The organism is Streptomyces sp. NPDC020807, assembly GCF_040641575.1.
In the GTDB taxonomy this organism is placed as follows: domain Bacteria; phylum Actinomycetota; class Actinomycetes; order Streptomycetales; family Streptomycetaceae; genus Streptomyces.
In genome coordinates, this window is the sequence record NZ_JBFADU010000028.1 from 48358 (window position 1) to 62820 (window position 14463).

15 protein-coding genes are annotated in these 14463 nt (G+C 72.9%); 9 read left to right on the forward strand and 6 right to left on the reverse strand.

The window, feature by feature from the left end:
- Window positions 1-91: 91 nt before the first annotated feature.
- Complete coding sequence (locus AB0G79_RS28905) at window positions 92-1219, forward strand: SAM-dependent methyltransferase (RefSeq protein WP_360811526.1); 1128 nt, start codon at window positions 92-94, stop codon at window positions 1217-1219.
- A complete protein-coding gene (locus tag AB0G79_RS28910) occupies window positions 1216-2358 on the forward strand; it encodes an NADH-quinone oxidoreductase subunit D (protein WP_360811528.1) in 1143 nt (380 codons plus the stop codon). The genes AB0G79_RS28905 and AB0G79_RS28910 overlap by 4 nt, the downstream gene beginning before the upstream one ends.
- 69 nt (window positions 2359-2427) lie before the next feature.
- Here AB0G79_RS28910 and AB0G79_RS28915 read toward each other — a convergent pair whose 3' ends face one another.
- The 4 genes from AB0G79_RS28915 to AB0G79_RS28930 form a co-directional block, all read right to left on the reverse strand.
- The gene (locus AB0G79_RS28915; RefSeq protein WP_360811530.1) at window positions 2428-3588 is read right to left on the reverse strand and encodes a hypothetical protein; all 1161 of its coding nucleotides are present in this window, start codon (window positions 3586-3588) and stop codon (window positions 2428-2430) included.
- A gap of 130 nt (window positions 3589-3718) precedes the next feature.
- Window positions 3719-4720 (reverse strand): ABC transporter substrate-binding protein, encoded by a 1002-nt coding sequence (locus AB0G79_RS28920; protein WP_360811532.1) that lies wholly within the window; start codon window positions 4718-4720, stop codon window positions 3719-3721.
- Between the two features lie 37 nt (window positions 4721-4757).
- On the reverse strand, window positions 4758-5438 hold the full coding sequence (locus AB0G79_RS28925; RefSeq protein ID WP_360811534.1) for an ABC transporter permease: 681 nt from the start codon (window positions 5436-5438) through the stop codon (window positions 4758-4760).
- Window position 5439: 1 nt separating this feature from the next.
- The gene (locus AB0G79_RS28930; RefSeq protein WP_360811536.1) at window positions 5440-6126 is read right to left on the reverse strand and encodes an ABC transporter permease; all 687 of its coding nucleotides are present in this window, start codon (window positions 6124-6126) and stop codon (window positions 5440-5442) included.
- A gap of 145 nt (window positions 6127-6271) precedes the next feature.
- Between AB0G79_RS28930 and AB0G79_RS28935 the strand changes: the two genes are divergently transcribed.
- Entirely contained in the window at window positions 6272-7246 is a 975-nt protein-coding gene (locus AB0G79_RS28935; RefSeq protein ID WP_360811538.1) for an ATP-binding cassette domain-containing protein, read from the forward strand.
- A 57-nt stretch (window positions 7247-7303) separates the two neighbouring features.
- On the opposite strand, the gene AB0G79_RS28940 is transcribed toward AB0G79_RS28935, so the two are convergent.
- Window positions 7304-8416, reverse strand: a complete 1113-nt coding sequence (locus AB0G79_RS28940; protein ID WP_360811540.1) for an alpha/beta hydrolase-fold protein — start codon at window positions 8414-8416, stop codon at window positions 7304-7306.
- A gap of 116 nt (window positions 8417-8532) precedes the next feature.
- Between AB0G79_RS28940 and AB0G79_RS28945 the strand changes: the two genes are divergently transcribed.
- The 6 genes from AB0G79_RS28945 to AB0G79_RS28970 all read left to right on the forward strand — a co-directional run bounded on the left by AB0G79_RS28945 (window position 8533) and on the right by AB0G79_RS28970 (window position 13411).
- Complete coding sequence (locus tag AB0G79_RS28945) at window positions 8533-10419, forward strand: phosphatidylglycerol lysyltransferase domain-containing protein (protein ID WP_360811542.1); 1887 nt, start codon at window positions 8533-8535, stop codon at window positions 10417-10419.
- A gap of 28 nt (window positions 10420-10447) precedes the next feature.
- Entirely contained in the window at window positions 10448-11308 is an 861-nt protein-coding gene (gene folP, locus AB0G79_RS28950) for a dihydropteroate synthase (protein ID WP_360811544.1), read from the forward strand.
- Window positions 11305-11796: a nuclear transport factor 2 family protein gene (locus tag AB0G79_RS28955; protein WP_360811546.1), complete on the forward strand. Its 492-nt coding sequence runs from the start codon at window positions 11305-11307 to the stop codon at window positions 11794-11796. Before folP ends, AB0G79_RS28955 begins: the two co-directional genes overlap by 4 nt.
- Window positions 11797-11917: 121 nt before the next feature.
- Window positions 11918-12277, forward strand: a complete 360-nt coding sequence (gene folB, locus AB0G79_RS28960; RefSeq protein WP_360811548.1) for a dihydroneopterin aldolase — start codon at window positions 11918-11920, stop codon at window positions 12275-12277.
- Window positions 12274-12873, forward strand: coding sequence for a 2-amino-4-hydroxy-6-hydroxymethyldihydropteridine diphosphokinase (gene folK, locus AB0G79_RS28965; RefSeq protein WP_360811550.1), 600 nt, complete (start codon window positions 12274-12276; stop codon window positions 12871-12873). Before folB ends, folK begins: the two co-directional genes overlap by 4 nt.
- A 49-nt stretch (window positions 12874-12922) precedes the next feature.
- Window positions 12923-13411, forward strand: a complete 489-nt coding sequence (locus AB0G79_RS28970) for a DUF3180 domain-containing protein (RefSeq protein ID WP_360811553.1) — start codon at window positions 12923-12925, stop codon at window positions 13409-13411.
- A gap of 6 nt (window positions 13412-13417) precedes the next feature.
- Here the strand turns inward: AB0G79_RS28970 and AB0G79_RS28975 are convergent, their stop codons facing one another.
- Window positions 13418-14413 carry a hypothetical protein gene (locus AB0G79_RS28975; RefSeq protein WP_360811555.1) on the reverse strand — a complete coding sequence of 332 codons (996 nt, stop codon included), beginning with the start codon at window positions 14411-14413 and terminating at the stop codon, window positions 13418-13420.
- Window positions 14414-14463: the final 50 nt, after the last annotated feature.

A 14463-nucleotide genomic window follows, 5' to 3' on the forward strand; every position in this document is an offset into this window, starting at 1 on the left:
CAGAGTAGGGAAGAGCGGAGGGCCCGGGGATCAGCCGTGGGGTCGATCCTTGGCGCGGAGCCCGTACTCCCCGAGGTGGAGACTGGGGCACGTGACGGATGAGACGTGTCAGCGGCGGGAGCACCAGGGGTGGCAGAGGTGGCGCGAGGCCACGGAACGGGCGCTGTACGGCCCCGGGGGCTTCTACCTGCGCCCCGAGGGGCCCGCGGGGCACTTCCGCACCTCGGTGCACGCCTCGCCGCTCTTCGCGGGGGCGGTGGCGCGGCTGCTCCGTGAGGTCGCGGCGGAGCTGGGGACGGACGAGGTCGACCTCGTGGACGTGGGGGCGGGCCGCGGGGAGCTGCTCGCGGGGGTCCTCGCGGCGGCCTCCGGCGACCTCGTGGTGCGGGCGTACGCGGTGGAGCGCGCCGCGCGGCCCGAGGGACTCGACCCGCGCGTGACGTGGACCGACCGGATCCCGGAGGGGGTCCGCGGGCTCCTCTTCGCGAACGAGTGGCTCGACAACGTGCCGGTGGACGTCGCCGAGGCCGACGCGGCGGGGGTCGCCCGGTACGTGGAGGTCGGCCCCGACGGTACGGAGCGGCTCGCCGCGCCCGTGACGGGCGCCGACGCGGAGTGGCTGGCGCGCTGGTGGCCGCTGGGGGAGCCGGGCGCGCGGGCGGAGATCGGCCGGCCCCGGGACGAGGCCTGGGCGGCGGCGGTGGCCGCGCTCGCGGCGGGCCGCGCGGTGGCGGTCGACTACGCCCACGTACGGGAGAGCCGCCCGCCCTTCGGCACGCTGACCGGCTTCCGCGCGGGCCGCGAGGTCCCGCCGGTACCGGACGGGACCTGCGACATCACGGCCCACGTGGCGATGGACGCGTGCGGGGGGCTGGACGCGGGCGGGGGGATGGACGCCGGCGGGCCGCTCGGGGACCCGGGAGCCACGGCCGTCGGGGAGACCGGGGCGGGCGCGCGGGCGCCGGAGGGCCGGGGGCTGCCGCGGCCCGAGTTGGTCGGTCAGCGGGAGGCGCTCGGGCGGCTCGGGGTTTCCGGGGGGCGGCCGCCGCTCGCGCTCGCGTCGAGCGACCCGGCCGCGTACGTCCGTGCCCTCGCCTCCGCCGGGGAGGCGGCGGAGCTGACCGCGCGCGGCGGCCTCGGCGACTTCCTGTGGCTGATCCAGCCGGTTCCGGGTGGGGCTCCGAGGGCCGCGCGTGGTCGGGGATACTGTCCCGCATGACGGAGACGACGGTCGGAATCGGCGGCGCGGCGGAGAGCACCGACATGGTGCTGAACATCGGCCCGCAGCACCCTTCGACCCACGGCGTGCTCCGGCTCCGGCTCGTGCTCGACGGCGAGGTCGTCCGGGAGGCCGAGCCGGTCATCGGCTACATGCACCGCGGCGCCGAGAAGCTCTTCGAGGCGCGGGACTACCGGCAGATCATCATGCTGGCCAACCGCCACGACTGGCTGTCGGCCTTCTCGAACGAGCTCGGCGTCGTCATGGCCGTCGAGCGGATGCTCGGCATGGAGGTCCCGGAGCGGGCCGTGTGGAGCCGTACGCTCCTCGCCGAGCTGAACCGGGTCCTCAACCACCTGATGTTCCTCGGCTCGTACCCCCTCGAACTGGGCGGGATCACCCCCGTCTTCCACGCCTTCCGGGAGCGCGAGGAGCTCCAGGCCGTGATGGAGGAGGTCTCCGGCGGCCGGATGCACTACATGTTCAACCGGGTCGGCGGCCTGAAGGAGGACCTGCCGGCCGGCTGGCTCGGACGGGCGCGGCAGGCGGTCGCGGACGTGCGTTCGCGGATGGACGTGTACGACCGGCTCGTCCTCGGCAACGAGATCTTCCGGGGCCGTACGCGCGGGGTCGGCGTCCTGAGCCGGGAGGCCGTGCACGCGTACGGCGTGACCGGGCCGATCGCCCGCGCCTCGGGCGTCGACTTCGACCTGCGGCGCGACGAGCCGTACCTCGCCTACGGGGAGCTCCAGGACACGCTGCGGGTCGCGGTGCGCGAGGAGGGCGACTGCCTCGCCCGCTTCGAGTGCCTGCTCGAACAGACGCACAACTCCCTCGACCTCGCGGACGCCTGCCTCGACCGGATGGAGGAGCTGCCGCAGGGGCCGGTCAACCAGCGGCTTCCGAAGGTGCTGAAGGCGCCGGAGGGGCACACGTACGCCTGGACCGAGAACCCGCTCGGCGTGAACGGCTACTACCTGGTGTCCAAGGGCGAGAAGACGCCGTACCGGCTCAAGCTGCGGTCGGCCTCGTTCAACAACATCCAGGCGCTGGTGGAGCTGCTGCCGGGGACGCTGGTCGCCGACATGGTGGCGATCCTGGGGTCGCTGTTCTTCGTCGTCGGCGACATCGACAAGTAGGGACCGCCGCGCACGAACGAGGGCCGGGCCCGATTCCTCGGGCCCGGCCCTCACTCGTGTGCCGCCGCGTCAGGAGTTGACCGCTCCGCGCAGTTCGGCGACGTCGAGCTGTTCGGTCTCGTCGTGCGCGGTCAGGTCGATGACCTGACCGACCGTGCGCGGCGCCAGGGGCACGGACGCCGACGCGGGCACGACGGTGAGCGCCTCTTCGAGGACCTCGTCGCCGACGACGTCGGCGAGGTCGGTGTGCTGCACGGCCTCGATGGCCGCCGCCACCTTCTGCGTACCGAAGAAGTCGAAGTTGCCCTCGGGGCGCGGGGCGGGCCTGCGGGCCGCGTAGGGGACGATCGCCGCGGCGACCGGGACGGCCGGGAGCGACGCGGGCTTCGGCAGCGGCGCGAGGGGCGCGGGCACGGATGCCGCCGTGGACCCGGTCGGCGCGGGCACGGATGCCGCCGTGGACCCGGTCGGCGCGGACGCGGCGGGCAGTGCCGCCGGGGTGGCGGCCGGGGCGAGGGCGGGGGCGGCCGTACGGCTGTGCTGCTCGGTGCCGGCGGCCGCCGCGTGCTTCCCCTGCGGCTCCTCCGTCTCGCGGGCCCGCTCGGCGAGGTCGCGCTCGCGGGCCGCCTCGGCGGTGCGCCTGGCGTGCTGCGCGGCGGCGTTGCGCGGGAGGTCGCGCAGGGCCTGGGCGGCCTTGCGGTACGCCTCCGGGGTGGGCGTGGAGCCGGCGGCCGGCAGCGCCTTGGCCTCGGCGCCGGCCGCGGGGGTCGTGGCGGCGGTCTCCATGGCGAGGACGCGGCGGCCTTCGAGGGCGCTGGCGCGCTCGGTCTCCGCCGTGGCGTACCGGCGCAGGAGGTCGGCGTGCTCGCCGCGCAGCCCGGCGAGCTCGACGCGCTTGGCGCGGAGCTTGGCGTCGAGCCGGATCCGCAGCGCGCGGGACTCCTCCAGGTCGGACTCCAGCTCGGCGACCCGCTCCTCGGCCTTCCACTGGTCGGCGGTCCTGGCCCGGCTGAGCTCGGCGACGCGGGCGCCGGCGCTGCGGTCCCAGCCGCGCATGAGGACGGCACCGGTGACGGCGGCCGCCGCGGCGGCGACCGCGAGCAGCCTCACGAACAGCAGGTCGCCGGGCAGCCAGGCGGCCGCGGCGCACACGACCGCGGCGCCGGCGACCGCGGACGGCGGCAGCAGTTTGTGCAAAGGCGGGGAATGGCGGTGGCGTCCACGTGGCATGGCCTGAAATTTACCGTGCGTAGGCGCCCTGTGAAGCCCCGGCCCGGCAATCTCTTGGCCACTTCTCGCCGTCGGAAGTGGGCCTCAGCCCTTCCGGTTCCGTTTCGTACCGAGTGCCCTCCCCCGCGACCTACTTGTCGAGCAGCCCCTTCTCCGTCAGATAGGCCTTGGCGACGTCCTCCGGCTTGGCCCGCTCGGCGTCGACCTTGCGATTGAGTTCGGCGAGATCCGACGTGGTCAGCACCTTGGTGAGGGCGTCGAGCGCGGTCGCGATCTCGGGCGCCCCGGCGTCCTTGGCGTTCACCACCGGCAGTACGTTGTCCGCGTTCTGGAGCTTCTTGTCGTCGGTCAGGAAGACGAGGCCGAAGTTCTCGATCGTGGCGTCGGTCGTGGTCGTCAGGACCAGCTGGTCGACCCCGTCCTTGACGGCCTGCTTGGCCTGCGGGGTCCCGACGCCCTTGGGGTCGACACCGGTCACGTCGATCCCGTACGTCTTCTTCAGACCGGGGGCGCAGAACGGCCGCACCGCGCATTCGTCACCGGCCGCGATCTTCACCTTGATCTTCGACGCGCCGAGGTCCGAAAGGGTCGTCAGCTTGTTCTTCTCGGCGAATTCCTTCGTCACCGCGAAGGCGTTCTGATCGACCGCCCCGCCGACCGCGAGCACCTTCAGTCCGCGCGGTTCGGCGAGCTTCCGCAGCGCCTCCACCGTCGCGTTCGCGTCTCCGGAGGCGACCGGCTTCTCCTCGGGCGCCTTCGGCCCGTTCACCTTCGCGTTGAGGAATTCCGCGATCGTCGCCGCGTATTCCGGCACGACGTCGATCTCGCCCTTCTCCAGGGACGGTTCGTACAGCTCCCGGTTCTTCACCGTCGTGATCGACGTGGAGTATCCGGCGGCGCGCAGTGACTGCGCGTACAGCTCGGCGAGGACCTTCGACTCGGTGAAGGCCGCCGCGCCGACGACGAGCGAGCCCTTCTCCGTCCCGGCGCCCGCGGACGACCCGCCGGAGGCGTCCTTCTGCTTGCCCGCCTCCAGGCTGTCACCGCCGCACGCGGCGAGCGCGACGGCCAGCGCCGTCGTCCCCAGCACCGCACCCGCGATCCGCGAGACCCTGTTCACAAGACCACCCATCTCCGTCGAAAACCGTCAACCGTCAGCCGTGCACAGTTCAGTCGGCCGGCGCGGCGGCCCGCGCCGGGCCCGCCATCAGCCGGTCGGCGCCCACGAGGACGCCCTCCACCAGGAGCGCGAGCAGCGCCACGAGGACGGCGCCCGCGACCACCTGGGCGGTGTCGTAGAGGGCGAATCCGGCCGTGATGATCCGGCCGAGACCGCCCTGGCCGACCATCGCCGCGACCGTGGCGGTCGCGATCACCTGCACCGCCGCCGAGCGCACACCGGTCATCACCACCGGTCTCGCGAGCGGCAGTTCGACCCGCAGGAAGGTCTGACCGCCCGTCATCCCCATGCCGCGCGCCGCCCGCACGGCGGCCTGGTCGACCTCGCGGACGCCCACGTAGGCGTTGGTGAGGAGCGGCGGGATCGCGAAGAGCACCAGGGCGACGACCGTCGGGACGTACCCGGCGTTGCGCAGGGGCGAGACCATGAAGAGGGCGAGCACCGCGAAGACGGGGACCGCCCGGCCCACGTTCGACACGTTCACCGCGAGGGCGCCGCCGCGGCCGATGTGGCCGAGCCAGAGGCCGAGCGGCAGCGCGAGCGCGGCGGCGATCAGCAGCGCGGCCCCGCTCACGTACACGTGCTCGGCGAGCCGCTGCCCGATGCCCTCGTCGCCGGTCCAGTGCGCGCCGGTGGTGAGCCAGGACCAGGCGCCCGACAGGATGCCCATCTCACGCACCCCCCGGCGCGCTGCGGACCCGGGCCCACGGGGTCAGGAGCCGCTGGAGGCCCAGGAGCAGCAGGTCGGCGACGACGGCGAGGAGCACGCACAGCACGGAGGCGGCGAGCACCTGCGCCTTGAAGAAGGTGGGCAGCGCGTCCTCGATGAGGTTCCCGAGGCCGCCGCGGCCGACGACCGAGCCGATCGTGGTCAGCGCGATCGTGGAGACCGTCGCCATCCGGACGCCGGCCATCAGGACCGGGAGCGCCAGCGGGAGTTCGACCTCCCAGAGCAGCCGCCAGGTGCCGTACCCCATGCCCCGGGCGGCCTCGCGCGTCTCGGCGGGGACCGCTTCGAGCCCCGCCAGCGTGTTCCGCACGAGGATCGTCAGCGCGTACAGCACGAGGCCGGTGACGACGAGCGCGGCGGAGAGGCCGAAGACGGGCAGGAGCAGCGAGAACATGGCGAGCGACGGCACCGTGTAGAGCAGCGTGGTCAGGCCGAGGACCGGGCCCTTGAAGCGGGGCCGCGCCCGCACGAGCAGGGCGAGCGGCACCGCGACGAGCAGGGCGAGCAGCACGGACGCGACGGTGATTCCCACATGCTGGAGGGTGGCGTCCGCCAACTCCTCGCTCCGCGTGCGCAGATACTCCCCGCAGATCCAGTCGTTCGTGACCAGGCAGTTCGGCGTGCCCATCAGCCCCTCCCCCCGGGTCGTCGACGTGCTCCGAACGTTTGTCTGTCGACCCTAACCCCCGCCGCCGACAATCGCCGGGACCCGCCACAATGCGGCAACACACCCTTCACACACCGCCGTCGCGCAGGGGCCAGAATGGGGAACCATGATCCGGTTCGAGCACGTGACCAAGCGGTACGCGGACGGCACGACGGCCGTCGACGACCTCTCCTTCGAGGTCGCCGAGGGCGAACTCGTCACCCTGGTGGGGCCGTCGGGCTGCGGCAAGACGACCACGATGATGATGGTGAACCGGCTCGTCGAGCCGACCTCGGGCCGGATCCTCGTCGGCGGCGAGGACGTCTCCGGCGTCGACCCGGTCGCCCTGCGCCGCAAGATCGGCTACGTCATCCAGCAGGTCGGGCTCTTCCCGCACCGCACGGTCCTCGACAACACGGCGACCGTCCCCGCGCTCCTGGGCTGGAAGAAGGCCGCCGCACGCGCGCGTGCCGCCGAACTCCTCGACCTGGTGGGCCTGGACCCGGCCACGTACGGCTCGCGCTACCCCGCGCAGCTCTCCGGGGGCCAGCGCCAGCGCGTCGGCGTGGCCCGCGCGCTCGCCGCCGACCCGCCGGTCCTCCTCATGGACGAGCCGTTCGGCGCCGTCGACCCGGTCGTCCGCGAGCGGCTCCAGAACGAGTTCCTCGCCCTCCAGGCGACCGTCCGCAAGACCGTCCTCCTCGTCACCCACGACATCGAGGAGGCCGTCCGCATGGGCGACCGCATGGCCGTGTACGGGCAGGGGCGCATCGAGCAGTTCGACACCCCGGCCACCGTGCTCGGCTCCCCCGCCACCCCGTACGTGGCGGACTTCGTCGGCAGCGACCGGGGGCTCAAGCGGCTCGCCGTCACGCCGGTCACGGCCGCGGACCTCGACCCCGTACCCGACCGGGCCACGGCGGACGGGGACGGCGGCCCGGCACCCGTTCCGCTGGGGACCTCGCTCAAGGACGCGCTCGCCGCGCTGCTCCAGCACGACGACGGCCGCCTCACCGTCACCGGCGAGGACGGCCGGCCCGTCGGCGTCCTCACCCCCGAGGGGGTCCACCGCGCGCTGCGCCGGGCGAGCGCCGCGGAGTGAGGCCCACGCCCCGACCCGCGGTCACGCCCCGACCCGCGGTCACGCCCCCACCCGCGGTCACGCCCCGGTGAGCTTGCCGCTCATCCAGACCATCCCCGGCGGGATCTCCCGGTTCCAGGTGGTGAAGTTGTGGCCGCCGCTCTTCAGGGTGATCGAGGAGACCCGCGCGGGGCTCTTCACCTTCTTGATGAAGTCGAGCGTGCCCCTGAGGTTCCCCTCGCCCTGCTTCGACGTCGTCACCAGGAACGACGACTTCCCCTGCGGCAGGTGGTCCAGGCTCCACAGCAGGTCCGCGCGCTTGCGCAGGGAGTCGTCGCCGTGGAAGAGGTCGCCGGTCGTCACGTCCTCGGCCGCCCGGTAGTACGCCGAGAAGCCCGCCCCGGCGGCGAACCGGTCCGGGTGGTGCAGCGCGATCTTCAGCGCGCAGTACGCGCCCGTCGAGTTGCCCATGAAGCCCCAGTTCCGGGCCTCGGTCCCGACGCGGTACGACTCCGAGACCGCCTTCGGCAGGTCCTCGGCGAAGTAGGTCTCCGTCTGCGGGCCGCCGGGGATGTCGACGCACTCGGTGTCCCGCGGCGGCGCCACGGTCGGCCGCAGCATCACCAGGATCATCGGCTGCATCTTCCCCTCCTTGGCCTGGAGGTAGGCGGTCTTCGGGTACTTGAGGCCCTTGATCAGGTTTTCCGCGGTGCCCGGGTAGCCGGTGAGGACCACCGAAGCGGGGAAACGCTTCTTCGCGTACCGCTCCTGGAAGTACTCCGGCGGCAGGTAGACGTACGCCGGTGAGGTGATCCCGGAGCGCTCGCCCGAGATCACGACCTTCTGTATCTGCCCGCCGACGTCCGGACGGGCACCGCCCGGCACGTCCAGCCGCTGCTTGCCGACGACCTTCAGGTCCTTCGAGCCGGCCGCGTGGTCGACGACCACGCCCATCTCCTGCTCCTGCCCGAAGAGGTCCGCCCAGGAGCCGTAGAACAGGAAGGAACGGTTCGCCGCGAGGCCGATCGCCGCGAACAGCGCCAGCTGGGTCGCGAGCAGCAGCCCCACCCGCCCCACGACCGCGCGCCACCCGCGCCGCGCGAGCCGCGGCCACAGCCACACCGTGGCGAAGAACAGCACCACGGCCAGCGCCACCGCCAGCACGAGGACCTTGTTACTCGTGAGCCCCATGAGACGACCGAGCCTTCTTTCCTGAGATTTCCCTGTGAACCAGTGAACCCGGCCCCGTACGGCGCCGTCCTAGAGGGCGCATCGAAGACCACCGGAGTACGGGAGTACGGGACGCCATGTCTGTCACGCTAGATGAGGACAAATCTGGATCGGTTCCGGTTCGGGTACGGCGGATTCTCCGCGGCCCCCGCCCCGAGAAGGTCCCCGCCCTCGTCGGCACGGCCTGCACCGTCATCGGCCTCATCGACATCGGAGCCGGCGTCTTCCCCCGCTTCCGCGCCAGCCGCATGCACGCCGTCGCCGAAGTCCTCCCCGGCACCCTCGGCCCGCTCTCCGCCGCACTCTCCCTCAGCGCCGGCGTCCTCCTGCTCCTCCTCGCCCACGGCCTCAAGCGCAACAAGCGCCGCGCCTGGCGCGCGGCCGTCGTCCTGCTGCCCCTCGGCGGCCTGGCCCAGTTCGTCTGGCGCCACTCCGTCTGCGGCGCCCTGCTCTCCCTCGCGCTCCTCTCGCTCCTGATCCGGCACCGCGACCAGTTCGCCGCCCTGCCCGACCCACGCAGCCGCTGGCGGGCCCTCGCCAACTTCGCCGTCGTCGGCGCCGGCTCGATCGCCCTCGGCCTCGTCGTCGTCAGCGCCCACCCGCGCCGGATCGTCGGCGACCCCAGCCTCACCGACCGCCTCGAACACGTCCTGTACGGACTCCTCGGCATCGAAGGCCCCGTCGCCTACACCAACGGCGTCGACTGGACCGTCGGCTACTCCCTCGGCGCCCTCGGCATGCTCACCGCCCTCACCACCATCTACCTGGCCTTCCGCCCCGAACACCCCGCCGCCCGGCTCACCGAGGACGACGAGACCCGGCTGCGCGCCCTCCTCGACCAGCACGGCGGCCGCGACTCCCTCGGCCACTTCGCCCTCCGCGAGGACAAGGGCGTCGTCTTCTCCCCCAGCGGCAAGGCCGCCGTCTGCTACCGCGTCGTCTCCGGCGTGATGCTCGCCAGCGGCGACCCCATCGGCGACGTCGAGGCCTGGCCCGGCGCCATCGAACGCTTCATGGACGAAGCCAAGGCCCACTCCTGGACCCCCGCCGTCATGGGCTGCTCCGAGACCGGCGGCCAGGTCTGGACCCGCGAGACCGGACTCGACGCCCTCGAACTCGGCGACGAGGCCATCGTCGACGTCGCCGACTTCTCCCTCTCGGGCCGCGCCATGCGCAACGTCCGCCAGATGGTCAAGCGCATCGAACGCAACGGCTACACCACCCGCGTACGACGCGTCCGCGACCTCGACGAGGAGGAACTCGAACGCGTCCGCCGCGCCGCCGCCGACTGGCGCGGCACCGACACCGAACGCGGCTTCTCCATGGCCCTCGGCCGCATCGGCGCACCCGGCGACGGGGACGCGGTCATAGCGACCGCCCACAAAGCCGCCCCCGACGACACCGACGCCACCGACTCCCCCTACGGCGACCTGAAGGCGATCATCCACTTCGTGCCCTGGGGCACCGACGGCATGTCGCTCGAACTCATGCGCCGCGACCGCTCCGCCGACCCCGGCATGAACGAGCTCCTCATCGTCGCCGCCCTCCAGGCCTCCCCCGCCCTCGGCGTCGCACGCGTCTCCCTCAACTTCGCCATGTTCCGCTCCGCCCTCGCCCGCGGCGAGAAGATCGGCGCCGGCCCCGTCCTGCGCGTCTGGCGCGGACTCCTCGTCTTCCTGTCCCGCTGGTTCCAGATCGAGTCGCTCTACAAGTTCAACGCCAAGTTCCGGCCACGCTGGGAACCCCGCTTCGTCGTCTACCGCAACAGCCGCGACCTCCCCCGCATCGGCCTCGCCGCCATGCGCGCCGAAGGCTTCGTCACCCTCTCCCTCCCCCGCCCCTTCACCCGCAGGCGCCCGGCCCCGGCACCCCGCCCCTGCACCCACGCCATCCCCTCCCCCATGCCCGCCGCACCCCGCGCGCCCCTCCGGGAACCGGAGCGCGAGAAGGTCCACGCGGCCTGATCCGACCCCTTGGCCCTAGGCTGGTCGCATGAGGACGACGATCGACCGGGGCACGGCCCTGGGCCTGCCGGAGTGGGACCGCTGCGCGGTCATGGGCGTGGTCAACGTGACCCCCGACTCCTTCTCCGACGGCGGCCGCTGGTTCGACACCACGGCCGCCGTCAAACACGGCATCGACCTCGTCGCCCAGGGCGCCGACCTCGTCGACGTCGGCGGCGAGTCCACCCGGCCCGGCGCCACCCGCGTCGACGAGGAGGAAGAACTCCGCCGCGTCGTCCCCGTCGTCCGCGAGCTCGCCGCCGAAGGCGTCGCCGTCTCCGTCGACACCATGCGCGCCACCGTCGCCGCCCGCGCCGTCGAGGCCGGCGCGACCCTCGTCAACGACGTCAGCGGCGGACTCGCCGACCCCGCCATGATCCCCGCCGTCGCCGCCGCCGAAGTCCCCTTCGTCGTCATGCACTGGCGCGGCTTCAGCAAGGACATGAACAGCCTCGCGGTGTACGGGGACGTCGTCGGCGAAGTCGTCTCGGAACTCCGCACCCGCCTCGACGCCGTCGTCGACGGCGGCATCGCACCCGAGCGGATCGTCCTCGACCCCGGCCTCGGCTTCGCCAAGCTCGCCCCCCACGACCTCGCCCTCGTCGCCCACCTCCCCGAACTCCGCGCGCTCGGCCGCCCCCTCCTCGTCGCCGCCTCCCGGAAGCGGTTCCTCGGCCACGTCCTCACCCGCGACGGCGCCACCCCACCACCCGCCCGCGAACGCGACGCCGCCACCGCCGCCGTCTCCGCCATCGCCGCCCACGAAGGCGCCTGGGCCGTCCGCGTCCACGAGGTACGGGCCACCGCCGACGCCGTGCGCGTCGCCCGCGCCGTCGAAGGAGCCAGATGACCGGCTCCGACCGGCGCGCGGCCGACCGGGCGGCCGTCGAAGCCGCCAACACCGCCTTCTACGAGGCCATGGAACGCGGCGACTTCGAGGCCGTCTCCCACCTCTGGCTCGACGACGGCGCCACCCCCATCACCTGCGTCCACCCCGGCTGGCCCGTCCTCACCGGCCGCGGCGAGGTCCTCCGCTCGTACGCCCTCATCATGGCGAACACGGAGTACATCCAGTTCTTCCTGACGGACCTCCGGATCTCCCTCGCCGGCTCCACCGCGATCGTCACCTGCACCGAGAACATCCTCAGCGGCGGCCCCGCCGAGGACGGCGCCGAACTCGGCCCCCTCGTCGGCCAGCTCGTCGTCGCCACCAACGTGTTCCGCGACACACCCGACGGATGGCGGATCTGGTCCCACCACGCCTCCCCCGTCATCGCCGACACCGACGGAACGCCCGAAGGAAACCCCGGCACGGACGGCAACGAATCCACGGCCTGACCCGCCCCCGGCCCCCCGAAGGCAAGCGTTGTCGGTCCCCGCAGGTAGATTCGACAGTGGACACCCGGCCGTCCGCACCGGCTGCGTGACCACCCGAACTACGACAGCAGGAGTGATTCGCGTGGATCGTGTCGCGCTGCGCGGCCTCAAGGCCCGGGGCCACCACGGCGTCTTCCCCAAGGAGCGCGAGGAGGGCCAGACGTTCATCGTCGACCTGGTCCTCAGCCTGGACACCCGTCCGGCCGCCGCCGACGACGACCTGGCAAAGACCGTGCACTACGGCATCGTCGCCGAAGAGGTCGTCGACGTCGTCCAGGGAGAGCCCGTCGACCTCATCGAGACCCTCGCCGAGCGCATCGCCCAGCAATGCCTCAGCCACGCCGGGGTACAGGAGGTGGAAGTCGTCGTCCACAAGCCGGACGCCCCCATCACCGTGCCCTTCGACGACGTCACCATCACGATCACCCGGAGCCGACGATGAAGCCGACGCAGAGCGACCCCACCGTCCAGCCCGTACCCGCGTCCGTCGTGGCGACCGTCGACGCCGCCGACACCACGCTCTCCAACCCCCGCTGGGCCGTCCTCGCCCTCGGCTCCAACCTCGGCAACCGCCTGGAGACCCTCCAGGGCGCCGTCGACGCCCTCGCCGACACCCCCGGCCTCCGGGTCAAAGCCGTCTCCCCGGTGTACGAGACGGAGCCCTGGGGCGTCGAGCCGGGCACCCAGCCCTCGTACCTCAACGCGGTCGCCCTCGTGAAGACGACCCTGCCGCCCTCCTCCCTCCTGGAGCGCGCCCAGGCCGTCGAAGAGGCCTTCCACCGCGTCCGCGAGGAGCGCTGGGGCGCCCGCACCATCGACGTCGACATCGTGGCGTACGCGGACGTCGTCTCCGACGACCCCGTCCTCACCCTCCCGCACCCCCGCGCCCACCAGCGCGCCTTCGTCCTCGCCCCCTGGAACGACGTGGACCCGGCCGCCGAGCTCCCCGGCCACGGCCCCGTCGCCGCACTCCTCGCCGCCCTCGGCACGACGGGCGTCACCCCCCGTGTCGACCTGGAACTCCGCCTCCCGGAGTAGTCGTTACGCTCGTGCCAGACCGCCCCCGCGACGACACGAAGGACACCCGGTGAAAGAACTGCGGCTGAAGGTGCTCACCGGACTCTTCCTCGCGGCGGGCGTCCTCTCCTGGGGCGCCGCCCGGCTCTGGGACTCGGTCGGCACCCTGCCCAGCGTGCCGGTCGCCGCGCCGATCGTCCTCGCCGTGATCGCGGTCGTCCTGACCGCGACCGCCCTCTCCCTCCGGGCCCGCCTCAAGGCCCAGCGCGAGCGCCGCCCCGGCGCCAAGGGCGTCGAGCCGCTGATGGCGGCCCGCGCGGTGGTCTTCGGCCAGGCGAGTGCCCTGGTGGCCGCCCTCGTCGCCGGCATGTACGCCGGCACGGGCGTCCACCTCCTCTCCTCCCTGGACAACCCCGCCCGCCGCGACCAGGCCCTCTACGCGGCCCTGGCGACCGCGGCCGGCATCGCCGTCATCGCGGCGGCCCTCTTCCTGGAGCGCGTCTGCAGGCTCCCGGAGGACGACGACAGGAACGGCGAGAACCGGGCCCCCGCCGCCTGACACCGCCTACCAGGACTCGCGCACGAGGTGCCCGTTCACCAGGAAGGTCGGGTGCGGGGCGAGCCGATAGCCGTAGAAGGTGAAGGGCTTCGTCCCGAGGGCGGGGCGGGGACGGACCTCGTGGACCTGGATCCAGGAGGATTCCGGCGGGTCGAGGGGGTGGTGCTCGGGGGTGAAGGTGCCGCGGTCGGCCCAGCGGTCGGACACACAGAGACGCGAGACGCCCTTCTCCTTGGGCCTCGGGGTGAACCGTGCCCCGATGATCGGGGCGATCTCGGCCAGGAAGGGAACGTTGGCGCTCGCGATCACACGTCCGTTCCAGCTCTTGATGGGGCAGCCGTCACCCTCGACATAGCCGTCGAGGAACCCGTCGAAGGTTTCCCCGTCCCGCAGGACCACACGGGGGAAGCGCTGCCGCATGTGATGGGCGTCCCCGCCCACGTAGTGCCGCAGAGCGTCGGCGAGGTACGAGGAGACCACACGGACCCGGAAGCCGGGCAGATCCCGCTTCAGGTAGCCGGACGGCCGGGTCACCGCCTCCAGGCGGGCCGACAAGCCCGTACAGGCCGTGAGAGCGGTCGCGTAGCGCCTCGCGAAGGCCTCGTCGTTCACGACCAGCGACACGTAGTTCTTGCCGACGGTCCCGTCGGCACAGGTCGCGCCGACGAAGTATCCGAACTCGTAGCCCGGCCAGATCGTCAGACGTTCCCTGCACAGCTTCCTCGCGTGGGTCCACGCGACCGTCGCGCCCTCCGCGTCCCCCGCATGCGTCCAGCCGTCCGGTGTGGCCAGCAGCAGATCCGGGCTGACGGTGAAAGCCATGTGGTCCGTGACCACGTCGACGGCTGCCCGCGCCTTCGCCGCAGTGACCTCCACGACCGTCGTCCGCACCGTGCGGTCCCCGTCCAGCGTCCACATCACGCTGCCCGGAGCCACGTCCTTCGCCTGCGTGCAGCCGTCCACCAGGTTGACCAGCATCCTGCTGGTCGGTCCGTACCCCATACCGCCCCCTTGATCAGCGATCGGTTCCGCTGATCAGGGACGGTAGGGAT

Bases quoted from the DNA above. Each gene is read 5' to 3' on its own strand.
- AB0G79_RS28940 (WP_360811540.1), bottom strand. From the start codon at position 8,416: ATGGGGCTCACGAGTAACAAGGTCCTCGTGCTGGCGGTGGCGCTGGCC.
- folP (WP_360811544.1), top strand. From the start codon at position 10,448: ATGAGGACGACGATCGACCGGGGCACGGCCCTGGGCCTGCCGGAGTGG.
- AB0G79_RS28930 (WP_360811536.1), bottom strand. From the start codon at position 6,126: ATGGGCACGCCGAACTGCCTGGTCACGAACGACTGGATCTGCGGGGAG.
- AB0G79_RS28925 (WP_360811534.1), bottom strand. From the start codon at position 5,438: ATGGGCATCCTGTCGGGCGCCTGGTCCTGGCTCACCACCGGCGCGCAC.
- AB0G79_RS28975 (WP_360811555.1), bottom strand. From the start codon at position 14,413: ATGGGGTACGGACCGACCAGCAGGATGCTGGTCAACCTGGTGGACGGC.
- AB0G79_RS28935 (WP_360811538.1), top strand. From the start codon at position 6,272: ATGATCCGGTTCGAGCACGTGACCAAGCGGTACGCGGACGGCACGACG.
- folK (WP_360811550.1), top strand. From the start codon at position 12,274: ATGAAGCCGACGCAGAGCGACCCCACCGTCCAGCCCGTACCCGCGTCC.
- AB0G79_RS28915 (WP_360811530.1), bottom strand. From the start codon at position 3,588: ATGCCACGTGGACGCCACCGCCATTCCCCGCCTTTGCACAAACTGCTG.
- AB0G79_RS28920 (WP_360811532.1), bottom strand. From the start codon at position 4,720: ATGGGTGGTCTTGTGAACAGGGTCTCGCGGATCGCGGGTGCGGTGCTG.
- AB0G79_RS28910 (WP_360811528.1), top strand. From the start codon at position 1,216: ATGACGGAGACGACGGTCGGAATCGGCGGCGCGGCGGAGAGCACCGAC.
- AB0G79_RS28955 (WP_360811546.1), top strand. From the start codon at position 11,305: ATGACCGGCTCCGACCGGCGCGCGGCCGACCGGGCGGCCGTCGAAGCC.
- AB0G79_RS28945 (WP_360811542.1), top strand. From the start codon at position 8,533: ATGTCTGTCACGCTAGATGAGGACAAATCTGGATCGGTTCCGGTTCGG.